This is a genomic window from Nocardioides islandensis, from assembly GCF_015352455.1.
Lineage (GTDB): Bacteria > Actinomycetota > Actinomycetes > Propionibacteriales > Nocardioidaceae > Nocardioides > Nocardioides islandensis.
In genome coordinates, this window is the sequence record NZ_JADKPN010000011.1 from 74,576 (window position 1) to 90,869 (window position 16,294).

Consider the following 16,294-nt stretch of genomic DNA (forward strand, 5'->3'; position numbering starts at 1 on the left):
GCCGTGGGCGACCAGGGGACCAACGCGCTCGCGGCGCTGATCCTGGGCTCGGCGGTCGCCGTGCTGCTGTTCATCCCGGTGGCCGCGGTGCAGTACCGCCGCGACGGGAGGCTCGGCGGCAACGACCTGGCCGTGCTCGTCACCGCCGCCGTGTACGGCGTCGCGCTGTGGACCTACACCCTGCTGCCGCTGCCCGACGTGGGCGACTACACCTGCCAGCACGCGCAGACCCGGCTGATGGCCTTCGCCGACGACGTACGGCGGGCGGCCGAGCAGGCCGGGTACGCCGGACTGGGCACCCCGAGCGCGCTGCTGCGCAACCAGGCGTTCCTGCAGCTGGTGCTGAACGTCGTGCTGTTCCTTCCGTTCGGCCCGTTCGTCCGGTTCATCACCCACCGCGGCGTCGTGGTGGCCACCGGCTTCGGGCTCGCCGTCTCGCTGCTCATCGAGGTCACCCAGCTCACCGGCGTGTGGGGCGTCTACCCGTGCGCGTACCGGCTCTTCGACGTCGACGACCTGGTCACCAACACGTTCGGCGCCTTCCTCGGGGCGGTCGTGTCCTACCCGTACGCCGCCCGCAGGCACCGCCGGCTCGGGACCGCCCGCCGACGCCTGCCGACCTCGGTCACGGCGGGGCGCCGCCTGGCGGGCACGGTCTGCGACGTGCTCCTCGTGGTGCTCGCGGGCACGGCTGCGGCGGCGCTGTGGCGTGGGTACCTCGTGTTCGCCGAGCACGAACGTCCGGCGACCGACTCCCCGTCGATGATCGTGCTGCGCGCCGGCGTCCCGCTGCTCGTCCAGGGCGTGGTGGTCCTCGTGGCGGGCAAGACCGTCGGCGAGCTCGTCGTCGACCTGCGCACCACGCCCGCGTCGTACGGCCGCCGCCTGGTCAAGCTGCTGGTGGGCGTCGTCCCCCTGGTCCTGCTGGCCGTGGTGACCGTGCCGGCGGCCCAGGTCGTGCTGGCCGTGCTCGCGGTGGCGACCGTCGTGGGCGCGTACGTCACCCGCGGCCATCGCGGCCTCGGGAACGCCGCCGCTCGCCTGGAGCTCGAGGTCGACGACGGCTGAGCACGGGACTGGAAGTGCGGGGGGCCTGCTGACTGTCAAGAGGCATGCGCACCTCTGCCATCGCACTCCTGTCCGTCGTCCTCACCGCCTGCGGCGGAGTCGACGCAGCACCAGCACCCACGGCGACCCCGGAAGCCGACCACGGTCCGTGGGTGCTCTTCCAGCAGGACGCAGGGGCCCGCTACGAGGTCGCGATGGTGCACGCCGACGGCACCGGGCTCGTGGCGCCGGTGGCCGAGGTCGGGCACGGCCACCAGACCAACCCCGACTGGGATCCGTCGGGCGAGCACATCGTCTTCGTGATGAACGACGGCGAGCGCGACGATCTCTGGATCGCCGACGCCGACGGCAGCCACCCGCGGATGCTGCTCGACTGCCGCGGCTCGTGCCGGTGGTTGGACGACCCGGCCTGGTCGCCCGACGGGACGCGGGTGGCGTACAGCCGCGGCTCGGAGCGCGCCGGGAAGGGGCACGACGCGCTCGAGACCGTCGACGTCCGGACCGGCGAGGTGACCGTGCTGCGTGAGGGCACGCCGCTGGACTTCACCGCCGGCGTCCGCTGGTCGCCGGACGGGACGTACGTGGTGTTCGAGCTCGTGCACACCGTCGAGCAGGACCTCGAGTCCGACCTCGACGGCGTCACCCTCACCGTGATGCCGGTCGACCGATCGGCGGGCCCGGAGCGGTCGCTGACGGACCCGCTGTTGTACGCCGCGACGGCGGACTGGAGTTCCGACGGGACCCGCATCGTGTACTCGGCGCTGCCGACGGCCGACGCGGAGGCACCTGACCTGTTCACGGTCGCGCCGACGGGCGGTACGCCGGCGCGCGTGACCACCGTGGCGGACCACGGCGGGTTCGCCGCCGAGCCGACCTGGCTGCCGGACGGATCCGGGCTCCTCTTCTCCGGACTGCTCTCCGGGAGCGGGTCGTCGCAGCTGCTGGCCGTCGACGCGGACGGGACGGACGTACGGTCGGCCTTCCCGGACCGGGACGTCCTGGGTCGTCACCCGCGGGTGCAGCCCGCCGTCACCCCTGGCGGGTGAAGGGCGCGGCGTCGTAGAGGAGTCGCTGCCACGCCTCGGCCGGCGCGCCCTCGGACGGTGCTTCGGTCGTCGAGACGAACGTCAGCCTCAAGGTGTCGCCCTCGATCGACCACCGGTGCACGGTCCCGCCGTCGGCGAGCTGGGGGGTGAGCAGGACCCGGTCGCCGTCCACCTCCACGTTCTCCTGGTCCGTCAGGTCCTCCTGGCCGCCGTGGCGCAGGCGGGTGACCATCTCGTTGCGGCTGCCGTCCACGAACAAGGTCACCCGGAACGGGAGCGCCGGCAGGCCCTCGAGCATGGTGGCGGCGTCGGACGCATCGCCCGCCAGCCGGGCCGCGCGGCGGACGTCGGCGCGGGTGACGGGCTCGCTGACCCAGTGGCCGGCCAACGGGTTCGCGACCTCGGACGTCGGGGTGGGCGTGGGCGGCTCGGGGGCCGGGACCTGGTCGCGGTCGCGGGGGTTCGTCACGACCAGGGCGACGGCGACCGTCGCAGCCGCGGCGGCCACCGTGATCGCCGTACGCCGGGTGACGCGCTCGCGCCGCTCGCGCGCGGCGACCTCCCGCAGGGCGGTCGCGGTGCGGTCGTCCCAGGTGAGGTCGGTCTCGCCGAACGCCTCGCGCAGGCGGTCGTCAACGGACATCGTCGGTCACCTCCTCGCCGAGTGCGCTGGCCAGGTGCCGGCGTGCGGTGTGCAGCTGGCTCCACCCGGTCGACTCCGAGCACTCGAGGATCTCGGCGATCTCGGCCATCGGGCGGTCCTCGAAGTAGAAGAGCACGACCACCGCGCGCTGCTTGGGCGCCAGCCGGCGGACCGCGGCGAGCACCTCGGGAGCGGGCGTGGGCGGTTCGACGGACCCGTCCGGGGAGGCCGACCGCTCCAGCTCGACACGGCGCCAGGCGCGGTGCCGCTCGCGCTGGGCCTTGCGGATGGCCACGCGGCGTACCCACAGGTCCGGACGGTCGTACGCCGCCACCTTGGACCAGTGCCGAAGCAGCTCCAGGAAGGCGTCCTGGGTGACCTCCTCGGCCCGGGCCCGGTCGCCGAGGACGTGGTGGATGGTGCGGGCCACGCGCGGGAACTCGCGCGCGAACAGCGCGTCGAAGCCCTCCGTGGCGTCCTCCGCGCGGGGCCGTCCCGCGGGGACGTCGGCGCGGGTCAGCTCGTCCACGCGCACCACCTCCACCGGATGACAGTCACGAGCCTCCTCCGACTTCCACCGGCCCGTCACCCTTTCTCCGGGGCGGTGTCGGTGGCAGGAGGAACAATGGAGGGCGTGCCGGGGTTCCCCCGGTCCCACCGCGAGGAGTCAGCGCTTGTCAGGCATGAGTGGCATGGGTCAGGTGTGGCGCCACATGCGCACCGACCGCAACGACGTACCCACCCGCGTGGACCGCCAGACGGTCCGCCGGGTGCTGGCGTTCGCCCGCCCGCACCGCAAGCTGATCAGCGTGTTCCTCGGCATCACCGTGGTCGACGCGTGCCTGGTGATCGTCACGCCGCTGCTGGTCCAGCGCATCGTCGACGACGGCATCCTCCAGAAGGACACCGCGCTCGTCGTCGAGATGGCCGGCCTGATGGCGATCACCGCGCTGTTCGGCGCCGGCCTGGCCGTGGTGGCCGGTTGGCTCTCCTCGCGCATCGGTGAGGGTCTCATCTACGACCTGCGCACCCAGGTGTTCGCGCACGTCCAGCGCCAGTCGCTGGCCTTCTTCACCCGCACCCAGACCGGCGCCCTGGTCTCCCGCCTCAACAACGACGTGATCGGCGCCCAGCGCGCGTTCACCTCCACGCTGTCGGGCACCGTCTCCAACGCCATCTCGGTGGTGGTCGTCGGCGTGGCGATGATCGCGCTCAGCTGGCAGGTGACGCTGCTGTGCCTGGTGCTCTTCCCGCTGCTGTTCGTCACGTCGCGGCTGGTGAGCGCCCGCCTGGCCGGGCTGACCCGCCAGCAGATGGACGGCAACGCCGACATGGGCAACGTGATGACCGAGCGGTTCAACGTCGGCGGCGCGATGCTGCTCAAGCTGTTCGGGCGGCGTGCCGAGGAGGACGCGCTGTTCGCCGGCAAGGCGGCCACGGTCCGCGACCTCGGCGTCCGCATCTCCCTGATCACCCGCATCTTCGGCGCAGCGATGATGACGGTGCCGTCCCTGGCCACGGCGCTGGTCTACGGCGTCGGCGGCTACCTCGCCATCCAGGGCGAGCTCACCGTCGGCACCCTGCTCGCGCTGACCACGCTGCTGCTGCGGCTGCTCGGCCCGCTCCAGGGGCTGTCCAACGTCCGCATCGACGTGATGACCGCGCTGGTCAGCTTCGAGCGCGTCTTCGAGGTCCTCGACCTGCCGTCGTCGATCCAGGAGAAGCCGGACGCCGTCGCCCTCCCGGTGACCGCGTCGAGGGTCGAGTTCGACCACGTCTCGTTCCGCTACCCACGCGCCGAGGACATCTCGCTGGCCTCGCTCGAGTCCGTCGCCCGCACCGAGACCCGCGACACCGGCGAGGTGCTGCGCGACGTCTCGTTCGTCGCCGAGCCGGGCCAGATGGTGGCGCTCGTCGGGCCGTCGGGCGCCGGCAAGACCACGATCACGCACCTGGTCGCCCGGCTCTACGACGTGGGCACCGGCGCCGTGCTCGTCGGCGGTCGCGACGTGCGCGAGGTGACGCTGGAGTCGCTGGAGGACGTCGTCGGCTACGTCACCCAGGACGCCCACATGTTCCACGACACCATCCGGGCCAACCTGCTCTACGCCCGGCCCGGGGCCGACGACCTCGCGATCTGGGCCGCTCTCGAGGCCGCCCAGGTCGCGACCCTGGTCCGCTCGCTGCCCGAGGGCCTCGACACCGTCGTCGGCGACCGCGGTTACCGGCTGTCGGGTGGCGAGCGCCAGCGTCTCGCCATCGCCCGCCTGCTGCTGAAGGCTCCCGCCGTGGTGGTGCTCGACGAGGCCACCGCCCACCTCGACTCCGAGTCCGAGGTGGCCGTGCAGCGCGCCCTCGACGCCGCCCTCGAGGGCCGCACCAGCCTGGTCATCGCCCACCGGCTCTCCACGGTCCGCCAGGCCGACCAGATCCTCGTCGTCGACGACGGCCGGATCGTCCAGCGCGGCACCCACGCCTCGATGCTCACCGAGGGCGGCCTGTACGCCGACCTCTACCGCACCCAGTTCGTCGACGACCTCGTCCCCTGACGATTCGTCAGCGGTCCTCCGGGTCGTCCCAGCGGGGGAGTCTCTGACGAATCGCCGAGGCTAGGGTCGAACCATGGACCTCGACCTCAAGGACCGTGTCTACATCGTCACCGGGGGAGCGAGGGGGCTGGGTCGCGCCACGGTCGACGCGCTCGTCGCCGACGGCGCCCGGGTGGTGGTGTCCGGGCGCAGCGCCGAGTCGCTGGCCGCCGCGAAGGCCGACCTGGGCGACGCCGTCGTCACCGTGGAGGCCGACAACGGCGACCCGGGGACGCCGGCGCGGCTGATCGCGGCTGCCAGGGAAGGGTTCGGCCGGCTCGACGGTGCGCTCATCTCCGTCGGCGGGCCGCCCACGGGGACGGTGTCGAGCACGTCCGACGCCGACTGGGAGACGGCGTTCGGGTCGGTGTTCCTCGGCGCCGTCCGGATCGCTCGCGAGGTGTGCGCCGCGCTCGAGCCGGGCGGGTCGGTGGCCTTCGTGCTGTCGTCGTCGGTCCGGGCCCCGATCCCGGGCCTGGCGATCTCCAACGGCCTGCGCCCCGGGCTGGCCATGGTCGCCAAGACACTGGCCGACGAGCAGGGGCCGCGCGGCATCCGCGTGAACGGCCTGCTGCCCGGCCGGGTCGGCACCGAGCGGGTGGCCGAGCTCGACGAGTCCACCGGCGACGCCGAGGCGGCCAGGGCCAAGGCGATCGCCACGATCCCGCTGGGCCGCTACGGCGAGCCGGAGGAGTTCGGGCGGGCGGCGGCGTTCCTGCTCTCGCCCGCGTCGTCGTTCGTCTCCGGCGTCATGCTGCCCGTCGACGGAGGGATGCTGCGCGCCGTCTGAGGCCCATGGCTCCCGGCCTGTGCGCGCGGTGGCTTCCGGCCGGTGCCGATCCGCCACTCGTCGTAGGCCAGGTAGAAGAACCCGAACACCGCGAGCACGCCGAAGAACCACCACTGCAGCCCGTAGAAGAAGTGCGGACCCTCGCCGAGGTCGGGCAGCTCGGCCTTGGCCAGCGGCGTCCCGGCCGGCGGGTCCTCGGAGCGGAGGTCCACGAACCCGCCGTATACCTCGGTGCCGATCGCCGCCCCGATCGCGGCGCTCGAGATCGCCCGCGTCGAGCGGTCGGTGACCTTGGTCGAGCCGCCCGACGCGTCCACCCGCACCCAGCCGGTCACGGTCACCGTGCCGGACGGGGGAGCGGGTACGTCGTCCGGTGTCGCGCCGCTGTTGCTCGTGGCCAGCCAGCCGCGGTCGACGAGCAGCGCCGGGCCGCCGTCGGTCTGGAGCGGCACCACGACGTCGACGCCGGAGGAGCCCTCGCGGGTCCGGTACCGGACGATGACGGTCTCGTCGGTGAGGTAGCTCCCGGTGGCCGTGACGACCCGCCACTCGTCGTCGTCGTCCACGTCGCGGCCAGGTGCGAGCACGTCGCCGACCGGGGTGGCGGTGGCGGCCTCGTTGCGCTCCACCACGGCGTTGTCGTGCCGGCGGTCGTGGAGGCGGTGGAACTGCCAGCGGCCGAGCCACCAGGTGGCGTACGCCAGCAGCACCACCACCAGGAAGAACACGATCCACCGGCGGCTCAGCAGGAAGCGCCAGGACCGCACCCGCCGAGGCTAGCCGGGAGTCCTCGGCGCTCCCGACCGCGGGCCAACCTGCCCGCACCTAGACTGAGTCGGTGACACGCGCACTGGCAGACCGTTACGGCCGGGTGGCGACCGACCTCCGGGTCTCGCTGACCGACCGGTGCAACCTGCGCTGTTCCTACTGCATGCCGGCCGAGGGCCTGGAGTGGCTGCCGGACGAGTCCGTGCTCACCGACGCCGAGATCGTCCGGCTCATCGACATCGGCGTGCACCAGCTCGGGATCCGCGAGGTGCGGTTCACCGGTGGTGAGCCGCTCGTACGCCGCGGTCTCGTCGACATCGTCGCCGGCACCCGCGCCGTCTCGCCGGACCTCGAGATCTCGATGACCACCAACGCGCTGGGCCTGGCGCGCACCGCCCACGCGTTGAAGGCCGCCGGCATGGACCGCGTCAACGTCAGCCTCGACAGCGTCCGCCCGGAGTCCTTCCACGCCGTGACCCGGCGCGACCGGCTGCACGACGTCGTCGACGGCCTGGCCGCGGCGGCGGAGGCCGGCCTCGGCCCCATCAAGATCAACGCGGTGCTGCTGCGCGGGCTCAACGACGAGGAGGCACCCGAGCTGCTGCGGTGGTGCCTGGACCGCGACTACCAGCTCCGGTTCATCGAGCAGATGCCCCTGGACGCCCAGCACGGCTGGAGCCGGATGGAGATGGTCACGGCCGACGAGATCTTCGCCAGCCTCGAGAAGGAGTTCGTGCTCACGCCGGCCACGGAGCCGCGGGGGAGCGCTCCCGCCGAGCTGTTCCTGGTCGACGGCGGCCCGGCCACCGTGGGCGTGATCGCGTCGGTGACGCGGCCGTTCTGCGGCGACTGCGACCGCGTGCGGCTCACCGCGGACGGCCAGGTGCGCAACTGCCTGTTCGCCCGCGAGGAGTCCGACCTCCGCGGTGCGCTGCGGGCCGGCGCCACCGACGAGGAGATCGCGGACCGCTGGGTCGCCGCGATGACCACCAAGCGACCGGGGCACGGGATCGACGACCCGACGTTCCTCCAGCCCGACCGGCCGATGTCCGCCATCGGCGGCTGACCTCGTCCCTGCTGGTGCGGCTAGCGCCCGGGTCCCGGGTCCTGCGGCGCCTCGTCCACCGGTACGACGTCCAGCAGGAACTGCCGAGCGCCGAGGAACCCCGCCAGCTGCTCGCGGTGCTCCTCGCACGCCAGCCACGTCTTGCGGCGGTCCGGGCTGTGCACCTTCGGGTTGTTCCAGACCAGGGCCCAGACGGCGTGCTGCTGACAGCCCTTGGCGGAGCAGAGGAGCGGGTCGGTCACGGCGTCCTCTCGTCGCTCGACGCGGCGCAGATGCCGTCGGCAGAAATGCAGGGAGTGCCGGACAGCCACGGGGGAAGCTGTCCGGCACTCGTGGGAGAGTCTGGCACTTTTTGGCCGGTTGTCAAAGGTGGTCTTGACCGTCGCCGCGGCCGGAATCGTCGCCGGGCGGGAGCTGCCGAGCACCGGATGTGCCGTCCAGCAGGGCGAACCCGTCGGATTTCGTCGAGCCGGCGTTCGCCATCACGACCGCGACGTACGGGAGGACCAGCGCGCCGATGATCAGCACCACGCGCAGCCACACCGGGGTCACGAAGATGGCCGCCACGAAGCAGAGTGTGCGGAAGCCCATCGCCAGCAGGTAGCGCTTCTGGCGCGCGGCGATGTCCTCGTCGCGACTGGCGCTCGCGGTCGTGATCCGCACCGGTTCACCGGCCTGATGCCGGGCCATCCCCCCACTGTACGTCGCTACGATCGACGTCCAACCCGGCCCGCTCCGGGCCGGGCCGCAGATCCGTCCATCCACCTGGGGAGCCTGTCTTGTCGAACCGCACCTATCGCGTGACCGAGATCGTCGGCACCTCGCCCGACGGCATCGACCAGGCCGTCCGCAACGGCATCGAGCGCGCCGCCCGCACCTTGCGCCACGTCGACTGGTTCGAGGTGACCCAGGTGCGTGGCCAGGTCAAGGACGGCGAGGTCGAGCACTTCCAGGTCGGGATGAAGGTCGGGTTCCGGCTCGAGGACGACTGACGCTAGCGTCGGCCAGATGGGTGACCCAGATGAGTGACCAGGTGAGCGACCCAGACAGTCAGCCAGAGGAGCCGTCCGGCCGTTCCGTCCTCGTCACCGGAGGCAACCGCGGCATCGGCCGCGCGATCGCCGAGGCGTTCCTGGCCCAAGGCGACCGGGTGGCGGTGACCAGCCGCAGCGGCGGCGGCCCCGACGGCGCCCTCGACCTGACGTGCGACATCACCGACGCGGCCGCCATCGAGGCGGCCTTCACCGAGATCGAGTCGGCGCACGGCCCGGTCGAGGTGCTGGTGGCCAACGCGGGCATCACCGCCGACACCTTGCTGGTGCGGATGTCCGACGACGAGTGGTCGTCGGTCATCGACACGAACCTCACGGGTTCGTTCCGGCTGGCCAAGCGGGCGGTCTCGAAGATGATGCGCCTGCGCCGCGGCCGGATCATCTTCATCTCCTCGGTCGTGGGACTGCTCGGCTCCGGCGGTCAGGTCAACTACGCGGCCTCCAAGGCCGGCCTGGTCGGCATGGCCCGGTCGATCGCGCGCGAGTACGGCTCGCGCGGGATCACCGCGAACGTCGTCGCGCCGGGGTTCGTGGAGACCGACATGACCGAGACCCTCAGCGACGACCTCAAGGCGACGTACAAGGCCCAGGTCCCCCTGGGCAGGTACGGCTCGACGGACGAGATCGCCTCGGCGGTCACCTGGCTGGCGTCGGACGGCGCGGCCTACATCACCGGGGCCGTGATCCCGGTCGACGGTGGACTCGGAATGGGGCACTGACATGGGCATCCTCGACGGCAAGCGCATCCTCATCGCGGGGGTCACGCTCGACTCCTCGATCGGCTTCGCGACGGCCAAGGTCGCGCAGGAGCAGGGCGCGACCGTGCTGATCTCGAACTTCGGCCGGGCGCTGAACATCACCAAGCGCATCGCCAAGCGGCTCCCGACGGAGCCGCCGGTGCTCGAGCTCGACGTCACCGACGAGTCGCACCTCGAGCGGCTGCCCGACCTGGTCCGTGAGCACGTGGACGGGCTGGACGGGCTGATGCACTCGATCGCCTACGGCAACCCGGAGACCATCCTGGGCGGCAAGTTCCTCACCGGGCCGTGGGAGGACGTGGCGCAGGCGGTGCACGTCTCGGCGTACTCCTTCAAGTCGCTGACCACCGCCTGCCTCCCGCTGATGGGCGAGGGCGCGAGCGTGGTCGGCATGACCTTCGACGCCAGCGTGGCGTGGCCCGGGTACGACTGGATGGGATTCGCCAAGGGTGCGCTGGAGTCCTGCAACCGGTACCTCGCGCGCGACCTCGGCCCCCACGGCATCCGGGTGAACCTCGTCAGCGCCGGCGCGCTCAAGACACTGGCCGCCAAGGCGATCCCGGGCTTCGAGCGCTTCGAGGACGAGTGGACCAAGCGTGCGCCGCTCGGGTGGGACCTGAACGACCTGGAGCCGACCGCCAAGACGGTCGTGGCGGTGCTGAGCGACTTCATGCCCAAGACGACCGGCGAGATCATCCACGTCGACGGCGGCTACCACGCGATGGGCGCCTGACCGGCTACAGGCGCGGATCCACCGGCTCGGACTCCAGGGCGAGCACGGCGAACACGGCCTCGTGCACGCGCCAGAGCGGCTCGCCGGCGACGTACCGGTCGAGCGCCTCGAGGCCCAGGGCGTACTCGCGCAGGGCAAGGGACCGCTTGTGCTGGAGGTGGCGGTCCTTGAGCCGGGACAGGTGCTCGGGCCGGGTGTAGTCGGGGCCGTAGATGAGGCGCAGGTACTCGCGCCCGCGCACCTTCAGTCCCGGTTGCACGAGACCCTTCGGAGTCCGCGTGAGGTTGGCCAGCGGCTTGACCACCATGCCCTCGCCGCCGTCGGCGGTCAGCTCCTCCCACCACGTGACGCCGGCGTCGCGCGACGCGGGGTCGCCGGTGTCGACCACCAGCCGCCGCGTAGCACGGAACAGGCCCGGGTCCTGGGCGGCGAGACGGTCGGCGACGTCGAGGTGCCAGGGGTGCTCGCGATCGGCCCACGTGCGGCCGGCCGAGGCGAGGACCTGGAACGGCGCCAGCAGGACGCCTTGTGAGCCGTCGGTCGGCCAGCAGTAGCGCCGGTAGACGTCGGTGAACGCCGCAGCGTCGGTACGCCGCGCGACGGTGCGGTCCGCCAGGGCGCCGACGTCGACGCCCCGGGCGCGGGCGGTCTCCAGAGCGGCGACCGCCGGGGTGAGCACCGAACGCGCGGCCGAGCCGGTGGCGGCGTACTGCTCCCTCAGCAGTCCCTCGGCCTTGGCCGACCACGGGAGGAGCTCGGCGTCGAGCAGCAGCCAGTCGGTGGCCAGCTCGTCCCAGAGGCCGGCACCGGAGACGGCGTCCCTGACCTGCCCGAGCAGGCTCGCGGTCACCTCCGGCTCGAAGAAGGACCGGCCGGTGCGGGTGTAGACGGCGCCGGGCCCGCCGCCGTCGTCGTCGCGGACGAAGACGACGGCACGCGAACCCATGTGCTTCTCCTCGCACAGGAGCGAGGTGACGCCGAGGTCGGCGTACGCCGCAAAGGCCTCGTCCGGGTGCTCGAGCAGGTCGTCACGGCGCGAGGTCGCGACCGGGGCCATCGTCGGGGGCAGGTACGGGAGGTACCTGGGGTGCAGGGCGAACCGGCTCATCACCTCCAGGGCGCCGGCGGCGTCCTCCTCGCGCACGGTGACGCGACCGTGGTGCGCCGTATCGACGACCCGCTTGCCGAGGACGTCGCCGATGTCGAGCTGGTCCGGCTCGCGCACCGGCGTCGTGGCGGCCAGCGGCTTCACCGGCTCGTACCAGACCCGCTCGGCCGGCACCGAGACGAGCTCCTTCTCGGGGTAGCGCAGCGCGGTGAGCCGGCCGCCGAACACGCAGCCGGTGTCCAGGCACAGCGTGTTGTTGACCCAGGTCGTCTCGGGGACCGGGGTGTGGCCGTAGAGCACCATCGCGCGGCCGCGGTAGTCCTCGGCCCACGGGTACCGGACCGGCAGGCCGAACTCGTCGGTCTCGCCAGTGGTGTCGCCGTACAGCGCGAAGCTGCGCACCCGGCCCGACGCGCGGCCGTGGTAGGCCTCCTTGAGGCCGGCGTGCGCGACCACCAGCCGGCCGTCGTCGAGGACGAGGTGCGCGACGAGCCCGTCGCAGAACTCCTTGACCTGGTCGGTGAACTCGGGGGACTCCGCCTCCAGCTGCTCGAGCGTCGTCTCGAGGCCGTGGCTGATCCGGACCTGGCGGCCGGACAGGGCGCGCACGAGCTTGTTCTCGTGGTTGCCCGGCAGGCAGAGGGCGTGGCCGGCGGCGACCATGCCCATCACCAGGCGGAGCACGCCGGGGGAGTCGGGACCACGGTCCACCAGGTCGCCGAGGAAGACCGCTCGCCGTCCGTCGGGAGGTACGGCGTCGACCGGTCGTCGGCGGTCGTCGCGCACCACGGCGTACCCGAGCTGTCCGAGGAGCGCCTCGAGCTCGGACCGGCAGCCGTGCACGTCCCCGACGACGTCGAACGGTCCGTGCTCGTCGCGGCGGTCGTTGAGCAGTGGCTCGCGGACGATCGTGGCTTCCTCGATCTCCTCGACGCCCCGGAGCACGTGGACGCGGCGGAAGCCTTCCTTGGTCAGGTGGCCGAGGGAGCGGTGCAGCTGGGACGACTGCCGCTTGACCACCCCGGCGCCGAAGTCCCGGTCCGGACGGCCGGCGTTGCGCTCGATCGCGACCCCGTCGGGCACGTCGAGCACGATGGCGACCGGGAGCAGGTCGTGCTCCTTGGCCAGGCCGAGGAGGTGGCGGCGTGCGCTGGGCTGGACGTTGGTGGCGTCGACGACCGTGAGCCGGCCGCGCTCGAGGCGCTTGCCGACGATGTAGCCGAGCACGTCGAAGGCGTCCTTGGTCGCGTCCTGGTCGTTCTCGTCGTCCGAGACCAGGCCGCGGCAGTAGTCGCTGGAGACGACCTCGTAGGGACCGAAGTGCTTCGTGGCGAACGAGGACTTGCCCGAGCCCGAGACGCCGACGAGCACCACGAGGGACGGGGACGGGATCGCGAGGGCGGTCATCGGGTGAACACGGCCAGCTGGGTGGGTGGGCCGACCTCGGGGTCGTCGGCGCCGACGGGGGTGTACCGGACCTCGTAGCCGTGCGTGGCCGCGACCCGGTCGGCCCAGGCGCGCAGCTCGTCGCGGGTCCACTCGAAGCGGTGGTCGTGGTGGCGGTACCCGCCGCCGGCCAGGCCGTCGTACCGGATGTTGTGCTCGGCGTTCGGGGTGGTGAGGACGACGGTGCCCGGCCGCGCGTGGGCGAAGACGGCGTCCTCGAGCGCGGGCAGGCGCGGTGGGTCCAGGTGCTCGACGACCTCCATCAGCACCATCGCGTCGAACCCGGCGAGCCGGTCGTCGCGGTAGGTGAGGGACGACTGCACGAGCCGGATGCGCTCGCGTCGCCGGTCGTCCATCGTCGACAGTCGCAGGTGGCGCTCGGCGGTGGCCAGCGCGTGCGGGGAGACGTCGACGCCGAGGATCTGGGTGTACGACGCGTCGTCGAGCAGCGCCCGGAGCAGCGAGCCCTCGCCGCAGCCGACGTCGACGACGGTGCGGGCTCCGGACGCCTTGACCGCCGCCAGGACGGCGTCGCGCCGCAGGGCGACGAGCGGCCTCGCCTTCGCCTCGTCCACGGGCTCGTCGGCCATCGGCTCGTCGTTTGTCGGCTCGTCGTCCGAGGCGAGGAGCCGGGCGGTCGCGTCGTCGACGAGGCGGCGCTGGTGCGCGAGCGCGCGGCGCAGGATCGTCTCACGCAGCGGGTGCGCGGCGAGCCAGTCGCCCCCGGCCCGGACGAGCTTGTCGATCTCCTCGTCGCCGACCCAGTAGTGCTTGCCGCCGTCGAGGACGGGGATGAGGACGTACAGGTGGGACAGCGCGTCCTGGAGCCGCTGCCGGCCCGCGAGGCGCAGGTCGACGTACCGGCTCGCTCCCCAGTCCGGGACGGTCTCGTCGAGCTCGACCGGCGTGGCCGTGACGGCCCAGCCGACCGGCTCGAACAGCCCGCGGACCAGGGCGGGGTCGCCGTCCGCAGGGAGGGCAGGTACGTGGATCTCGAGGTCCAGCTCCCGCTCCACGAGCTCCCGCCGCGCGTCGCACCGGCCGGCCAGAGCGGTGCGGAACGCCTTCCCGAGCGCGACCGCCAGCATCGAGGAGGCGGCGTACGGGCGGTCGTTGACGTACTGGCCGAGGACGTGTCCCTTCTTGTTCCGCGCCAGCGCGACGGGGTCGACCTCCACGAGGAGTCCGACGGTGCAGCGCTCCTCGGTCGCCTCCGGGTAGAACACGTGCGCCTCGCCCGCCGTCACGCTCACGCTCTGCGCGCGGTCGGGGTGCTTGTGCAGCAGGTACCCCAGGTCCGTCGCGGGTCGCGTCGTGCTGGTCAGGGTGAGGAACACGCTGTCGATTCTTTCCCAGGTGTCCTGAGAGGGTCGGGGGTTATCCGGGTGGCGGTGACCTGTGGTCGGTTGTCAGGAGGCGAACCGACCGCAGCTCACCGCCAGTTCAGGCGGCCATCCACCTCCCGAAACCGATTCGCTAGCGTGCTGGCCGTGACGTCCCTCGTCGAGCTCCGGGTCCTCGAAGGGCCCAACCTCTACTTCCCCCGGGCGACCATCAAGCTGACCCTGGACATCAGCGGGCTGGCCGACGCGCCGACGGCGACGGCGAAGCGGCTGGCCGCGCGCATCGGGCTGAGGAACGCCAGGCCGGGGGAGCCGGGGACCGGGTTCCGGCAACGGTTCGCGGCACGAGCGGTGGCCCGGCTGGTCCGGGCGGTCGCGCACGAGTCGGGGACCAGCCGGCTGGCTGTGCGGGTGCGGCCGACGAACGACCCGCACACGCTGGTGGTCGCGTACCCCTGGCGGCACCGCGAGCGCGCCCAGGAGATGGGCCGGGCGGTGGCCGAGGTGCTCGACGAGCTGTCGACCAGCGACGTCGAGGAGGTCGTCGAGCGGGCGGCCAAGCGCGTGAAGGACAGCGACCCGGGTGCGGCGCCGACCACCATCACGCCGCGGATCCCGGTGATCGCGGTGACCGGCACCAACGGCAAGACGACGACCAGCCGGATGATCGCCCACATCGCCCGTACCTGGGGCAAGCACGTGGGCTGGTCCAACACCGACGGCATCTACATCGACGGCGAGCTGGTCGAGGCCGGTGACTACTCCGGCCCGAGCGGCGCCGGCAAGATCCTGGCCAACGAGGACGTCGAGCTCGCGGTCACCGAGACCGCCCGCGGCGGCATCCTCCTCAAGGGCATCGGCCTGACCCGCAACGACGTCTCCGTGGTCACCAACGTGACCGCCGACCACCTCGGACTCCAGGGCATCGACACCCTCGACCAGCTGGCCGAGGTCAAGGCCGTCGTCCCGCACATCACCCGCAAGAGCGGCTGGGCCGTCCTCAACGCCGACGACCCGCGCGTCTTCGCGATGCGCCAGATCATCCGCGCACAGCCCTGGGTCTTCTCGCGTGACCCGGACTCACCGGCCGTGCGCGACATCCTCAACGTGGGTGGCCGCGCCACGACGGTCATCGACGGCTGGGTCTCGGTGCTCAGGCCGAACGCCGACGCGCTCCCGGTCGTCGAGCTCGCCGACGTGCCCATGACCCTGGCGGGCCTCTCCCGCTTCAACGTCGAGAACACGCTGGCCGCCGCGTCCGCCGCCCTCGCGATCGGCATCCCGCTCGAGACGGTCGTCGACGGGCTGCGTACCTTCCGCCCCGACGCCGAGCACAACCCCGGCCGGATGAACTTCTTCAGCCTCGGCGAGGTCTCGGTCGTCATGGACCTGGCCCACAACGAGGCCGGGCTCGAGGCGATGCTCGAGATCATGAACGGCGTACGCCGCCCCGGCTGTCGCCTCCTGCTGGGGCTCGGTGCCGTCGGCGACCGTCAGGACGAGCTCCTCGAGCGCCTGGGTGAGATGGCCGGCATGCACGCCGACGTGGTGGCGATCGGCCACAAGCAGAGCTACCTGCGCGGCCGCAGCCAGGAGGCCATGGACGCCCTCTTCCGTGCCGGCCTCGAGCGGGTCGGCATGGGCGACGTCGCGTCGTACGACACGGAGGTGGAGTCCCTGGCCGCGCTCGTCGACCTGGCCGGCCCGGGCGACGTGGTCGGGCTGATGTGCCATGCCGAGAGGCAGGAGGCCTACGACTGGATCGCCGGCCACGGCGGCACGGCGGACGACCCGGCGACGCTGTCCGCCAAGGTCCGCGCTGCCCGGGTGGTCTGACCCGCACACGGAAAGGGGTGTCCTGCTCCACCAGTGACCGCGTTCAATA

At 72.4% G+C, this 16,294-nt stretch carries 16 protein-coding genes; 9 read left to right on the forward strand and 7 right to left on the reverse strand.

Annotated elements, in window-relative coordinates:
• The first annotated feature begins 3 nt into the window (after positions 1-3).
• Positions 4-1,068, forward strand: a complete 1,065-nt coding sequence (locus ISU07_RS16925; protein ID WP_194708003.1) for a VanZ family protein — start codon at positions 4-6, stop codon at positions 1,066-1,068.
• A 44-nt stretch (positions 1,069-1,112) separates the two neighbouring features.
• Positions 1,113-2,114, forward strand: a complete 1,002-nt coding sequence (locus ISU07_RS16930; protein WP_194708004.1) for a TolB family protein — start codon at positions 1,113-1,115, stop codon at positions 2,112-2,114.
• On the opposite strand, the gene ISU07_RS16935 is transcribed toward ISU07_RS16930, so the two are convergent.
• Complete coding sequence (locus ISU07_RS16935; protein WP_194708005.1) at positions 2,098-2,757, reverse strand: hypothetical protein; 660 nt, start codon at positions 2,755-2,757, stop codon at positions 2,098-2,100. The genes ISU07_RS16930 and ISU07_RS16935 overlap by 17 nt on opposite strands.
• Positions 2,747-3,286, reverse strand: a complete 540-nt coding sequence (locus ISU07_RS16940) for an RNA polymerase sigma factor (protein WP_194708006.1) — start codon at positions 3,284-3,286, stop codon at positions 2,747-2,749. The genes ISU07_RS16935 and ISU07_RS16940 overlap by 11 nt, the downstream gene beginning before the upstream one ends.
• Positions 3,287-3,440: 154 nt before the next feature.
• On the opposite strand from ISU07_RS16940, the gene ISU07_RS16945 reads away from it, so the two are divergent.
• Positions 3,441-5,306 carry an ABC transporter ATP-binding protein gene (locus ISU07_RS16945; protein WP_228522090.1) on the forward strand — a complete coding sequence of 622 codons (1,866 nt, stop codon included), beginning with the start codon at positions 3,441-3,443 and terminating at the stop codon, positions 5,304-5,306.
• A gap of 73 nt (positions 5,307-5,379) precedes the next feature.
• On the forward strand, positions 5,380-6,135 hold the full coding sequence (locus ISU07_RS16950; RefSeq protein ID WP_194708007.1) for an SDR family oxidoreductase: 756 nt from the start codon (positions 5,380-5,382) through the stop codon (positions 6,133-6,135).
• Here ISU07_RS16950 and ISU07_RS16955 read toward each other — a convergent pair.
• Positions 6,021-6,902, reverse strand: coding sequence for an SURF1 family cytochrome oxidase biogenesis protein (locus tag ISU07_RS16955; protein WP_194708008.1), 882 nt, complete (start codon positions 6,900-6,902; stop codon positions 6,021-6,023). The genes ISU07_RS16950 and ISU07_RS16955 overlap by 115 nt on opposite strands.
• A gap of 71 nt (positions 6,903-6,973) precedes the next feature.
• On the opposite strand from ISU07_RS16955, the gene moaA reads away from it, so the two are divergent.
• Positions 6,974-7,969, forward strand: a complete 996-nt coding sequence (moaA, locus tag ISU07_RS16960; protein WP_194708009.1) for a GTP 3',8-cyclase MoaA — start codon at positions 6,974-6,976, stop codon at positions 7,967-7,969.
• A gap of 20 nt (positions 7,970-7,989) precedes the next feature.
• Here the strand turns inward: moaA and ISU07_RS16965 are convergent, their stop codons facing one another.
• Both ISU07_RS16965 and ISU07_RS16970 read right to left on the reverse strand, forming a co-directional pair.
• Complete coding sequence (locus ISU07_RS16965) at positions 7,990-8,211, reverse strand: acetone carboxylase (RefSeq protein WP_194708010.1); 222 nt, start codon at positions 8,209-8,211, stop codon at positions 7,990-7,992.
• Positions 8,212-8,332: 121 nt separating this feature from the next.
• Positions 8,333-8,659 (reverse strand): DUF3099 domain-containing protein, encoded by a 327-nt coding sequence (locus ISU07_RS16970; RefSeq protein WP_194708011.1) that lies wholly within the window; start codon positions 8,657-8,659, stop codon positions 8,333-8,335.
• An 89-nt stretch (positions 8,660-8,748) separates the two neighbouring features.
• Between ISU07_RS16970 and ISU07_RS16975 the strand changes: the two genes are divergently transcribed.
• From ISU07_RS16975 to fabI, 3 genes are read left to right on the forward strand one after another with little or no spacing between them, the layout of a single operon-like run.
• A complete protein-coding gene (locus tag ISU07_RS16975; protein WP_194708012.1) occupies positions 8,749-8,961 on the forward strand; it encodes a dodecin in 213 nt (70 codons plus the stop codon).
• Positions 8,962-9,002: 41 nt separating this feature from the next.
• The gene (locus ISU07_RS16980) at positions 9,003-9,740 is read left to right on the forward strand and encodes a beta-ketoacyl-ACP reductase (protein ID WP_323742670.1); all 738 of its coding nucleotides are present in this window, start codon (positions 9,003-9,005) and stop codon (positions 9,738-9,740) included.
• Position 9,741: 1 nt separating this feature from the next.
• Positions 9,742-10,512 carry an enoyl-ACP reductase FabI gene (gene fabI / locus ISU07_RS16985; protein ID WP_194708014.1) on the forward strand — a complete coding sequence of 257 codons (771 nt, stop codon included), beginning with the start codon at positions 9,742-9,744 and terminating at the stop codon, positions 10,510-10,512.
• A gap of 4 nt (positions 10,513-10,516) precedes the next feature.
• Here the strand turns inward: fabI and ISU07_RS16990 are convergent, their stop codons facing one another.
• Entirely contained in the window at positions 10,517-13,027 is a 2,511-nt protein-coding gene (locus tag ISU07_RS16990) for a polynucleotide kinase-phosphatase (RefSeq protein WP_194708015.1), read from the reverse strand.
• Positions 13,024-14,403, reverse strand: a complete 1,380-nt coding sequence (locus ISU07_RS16995; protein ID WP_194708016.1) for a 3' terminal RNA ribose 2'-O-methyltransferase Hen1 — start codon at positions 14,401-14,403, stop codon at positions 13,024-13,026. The genes ISU07_RS16990 and ISU07_RS16995 overlap by 4 nt, the downstream gene beginning before the upstream one ends.
• A gap of 153 nt (positions 14,404-14,556) precedes the next feature.
• Here ISU07_RS16995 and ISU07_RS17000 point away from each other — a divergent pair, with 153 nt between their 5' ends.
• Positions 14,557-16,245 carry a Mur ligase family protein gene (locus tag ISU07_RS17000; protein ID WP_194708017.1) on the forward strand — a complete coding sequence of 563 codons (1,689 nt, stop codon included), beginning with the start codon at positions 14,557-14,559 and terminating at the stop codon, positions 16,243-16,245.
• Positions 16,246-16,294 lie beyond the last annotated feature (49 nt).

Excerpts from the sequence above, each read along its gene's own strand:
- ISU07_RS16950 (WP_194708007.1), top strand. The coding sequence starts at position 5,380 with ATGGACCTCGACCTCAAGGACCGTGTCTACATCGTCACCGGGGGAGCG.
- fabI (WP_194708014.1), top strand. The coding sequence starts at position 9,742 with ATGGGCATCCTCGACGGCAAGCGCATCCTCATCGCGGGGGTCACGCTC.
- ISU07_RS16945 (WP_228522090.1), top strand. The coding sequence starts at position 3,441 with ATGAGTGGCATGGGTCAGGTGTGGCGCCACATGCGCACCGACCGCAAC.
- ISU07_RS16990 (WP_194708015.1), bottom strand. The coding sequence starts at position 13,027 with ATGACCGCCCTCGCGATCCCGTCCCCGTCCCTCGTGGTGCTCGTCGGC.
- ISU07_RS16935 (WP_194708005.1), bottom strand. The coding sequence starts at position 2,757 with ATGTCCGTTGACGACCGCCTGCGCGAGGCGTTCGGCGAGACCGACCTC.
- ISU07_RS16970 (WP_194708011.1), bottom strand. The coding sequence starts at position 8,659 with ATGGCCCGGCATCAGGCCGGTGAACCGGTGCGGATCACGACCGCGAGC.
- ISU07_RS16930 (WP_194708004.1), top strand. The coding sequence starts at position 1,113 with ATGCGCACCTCTGCCATCGCACTCCTGTCCGTCGTCCTCACCGCCTGC.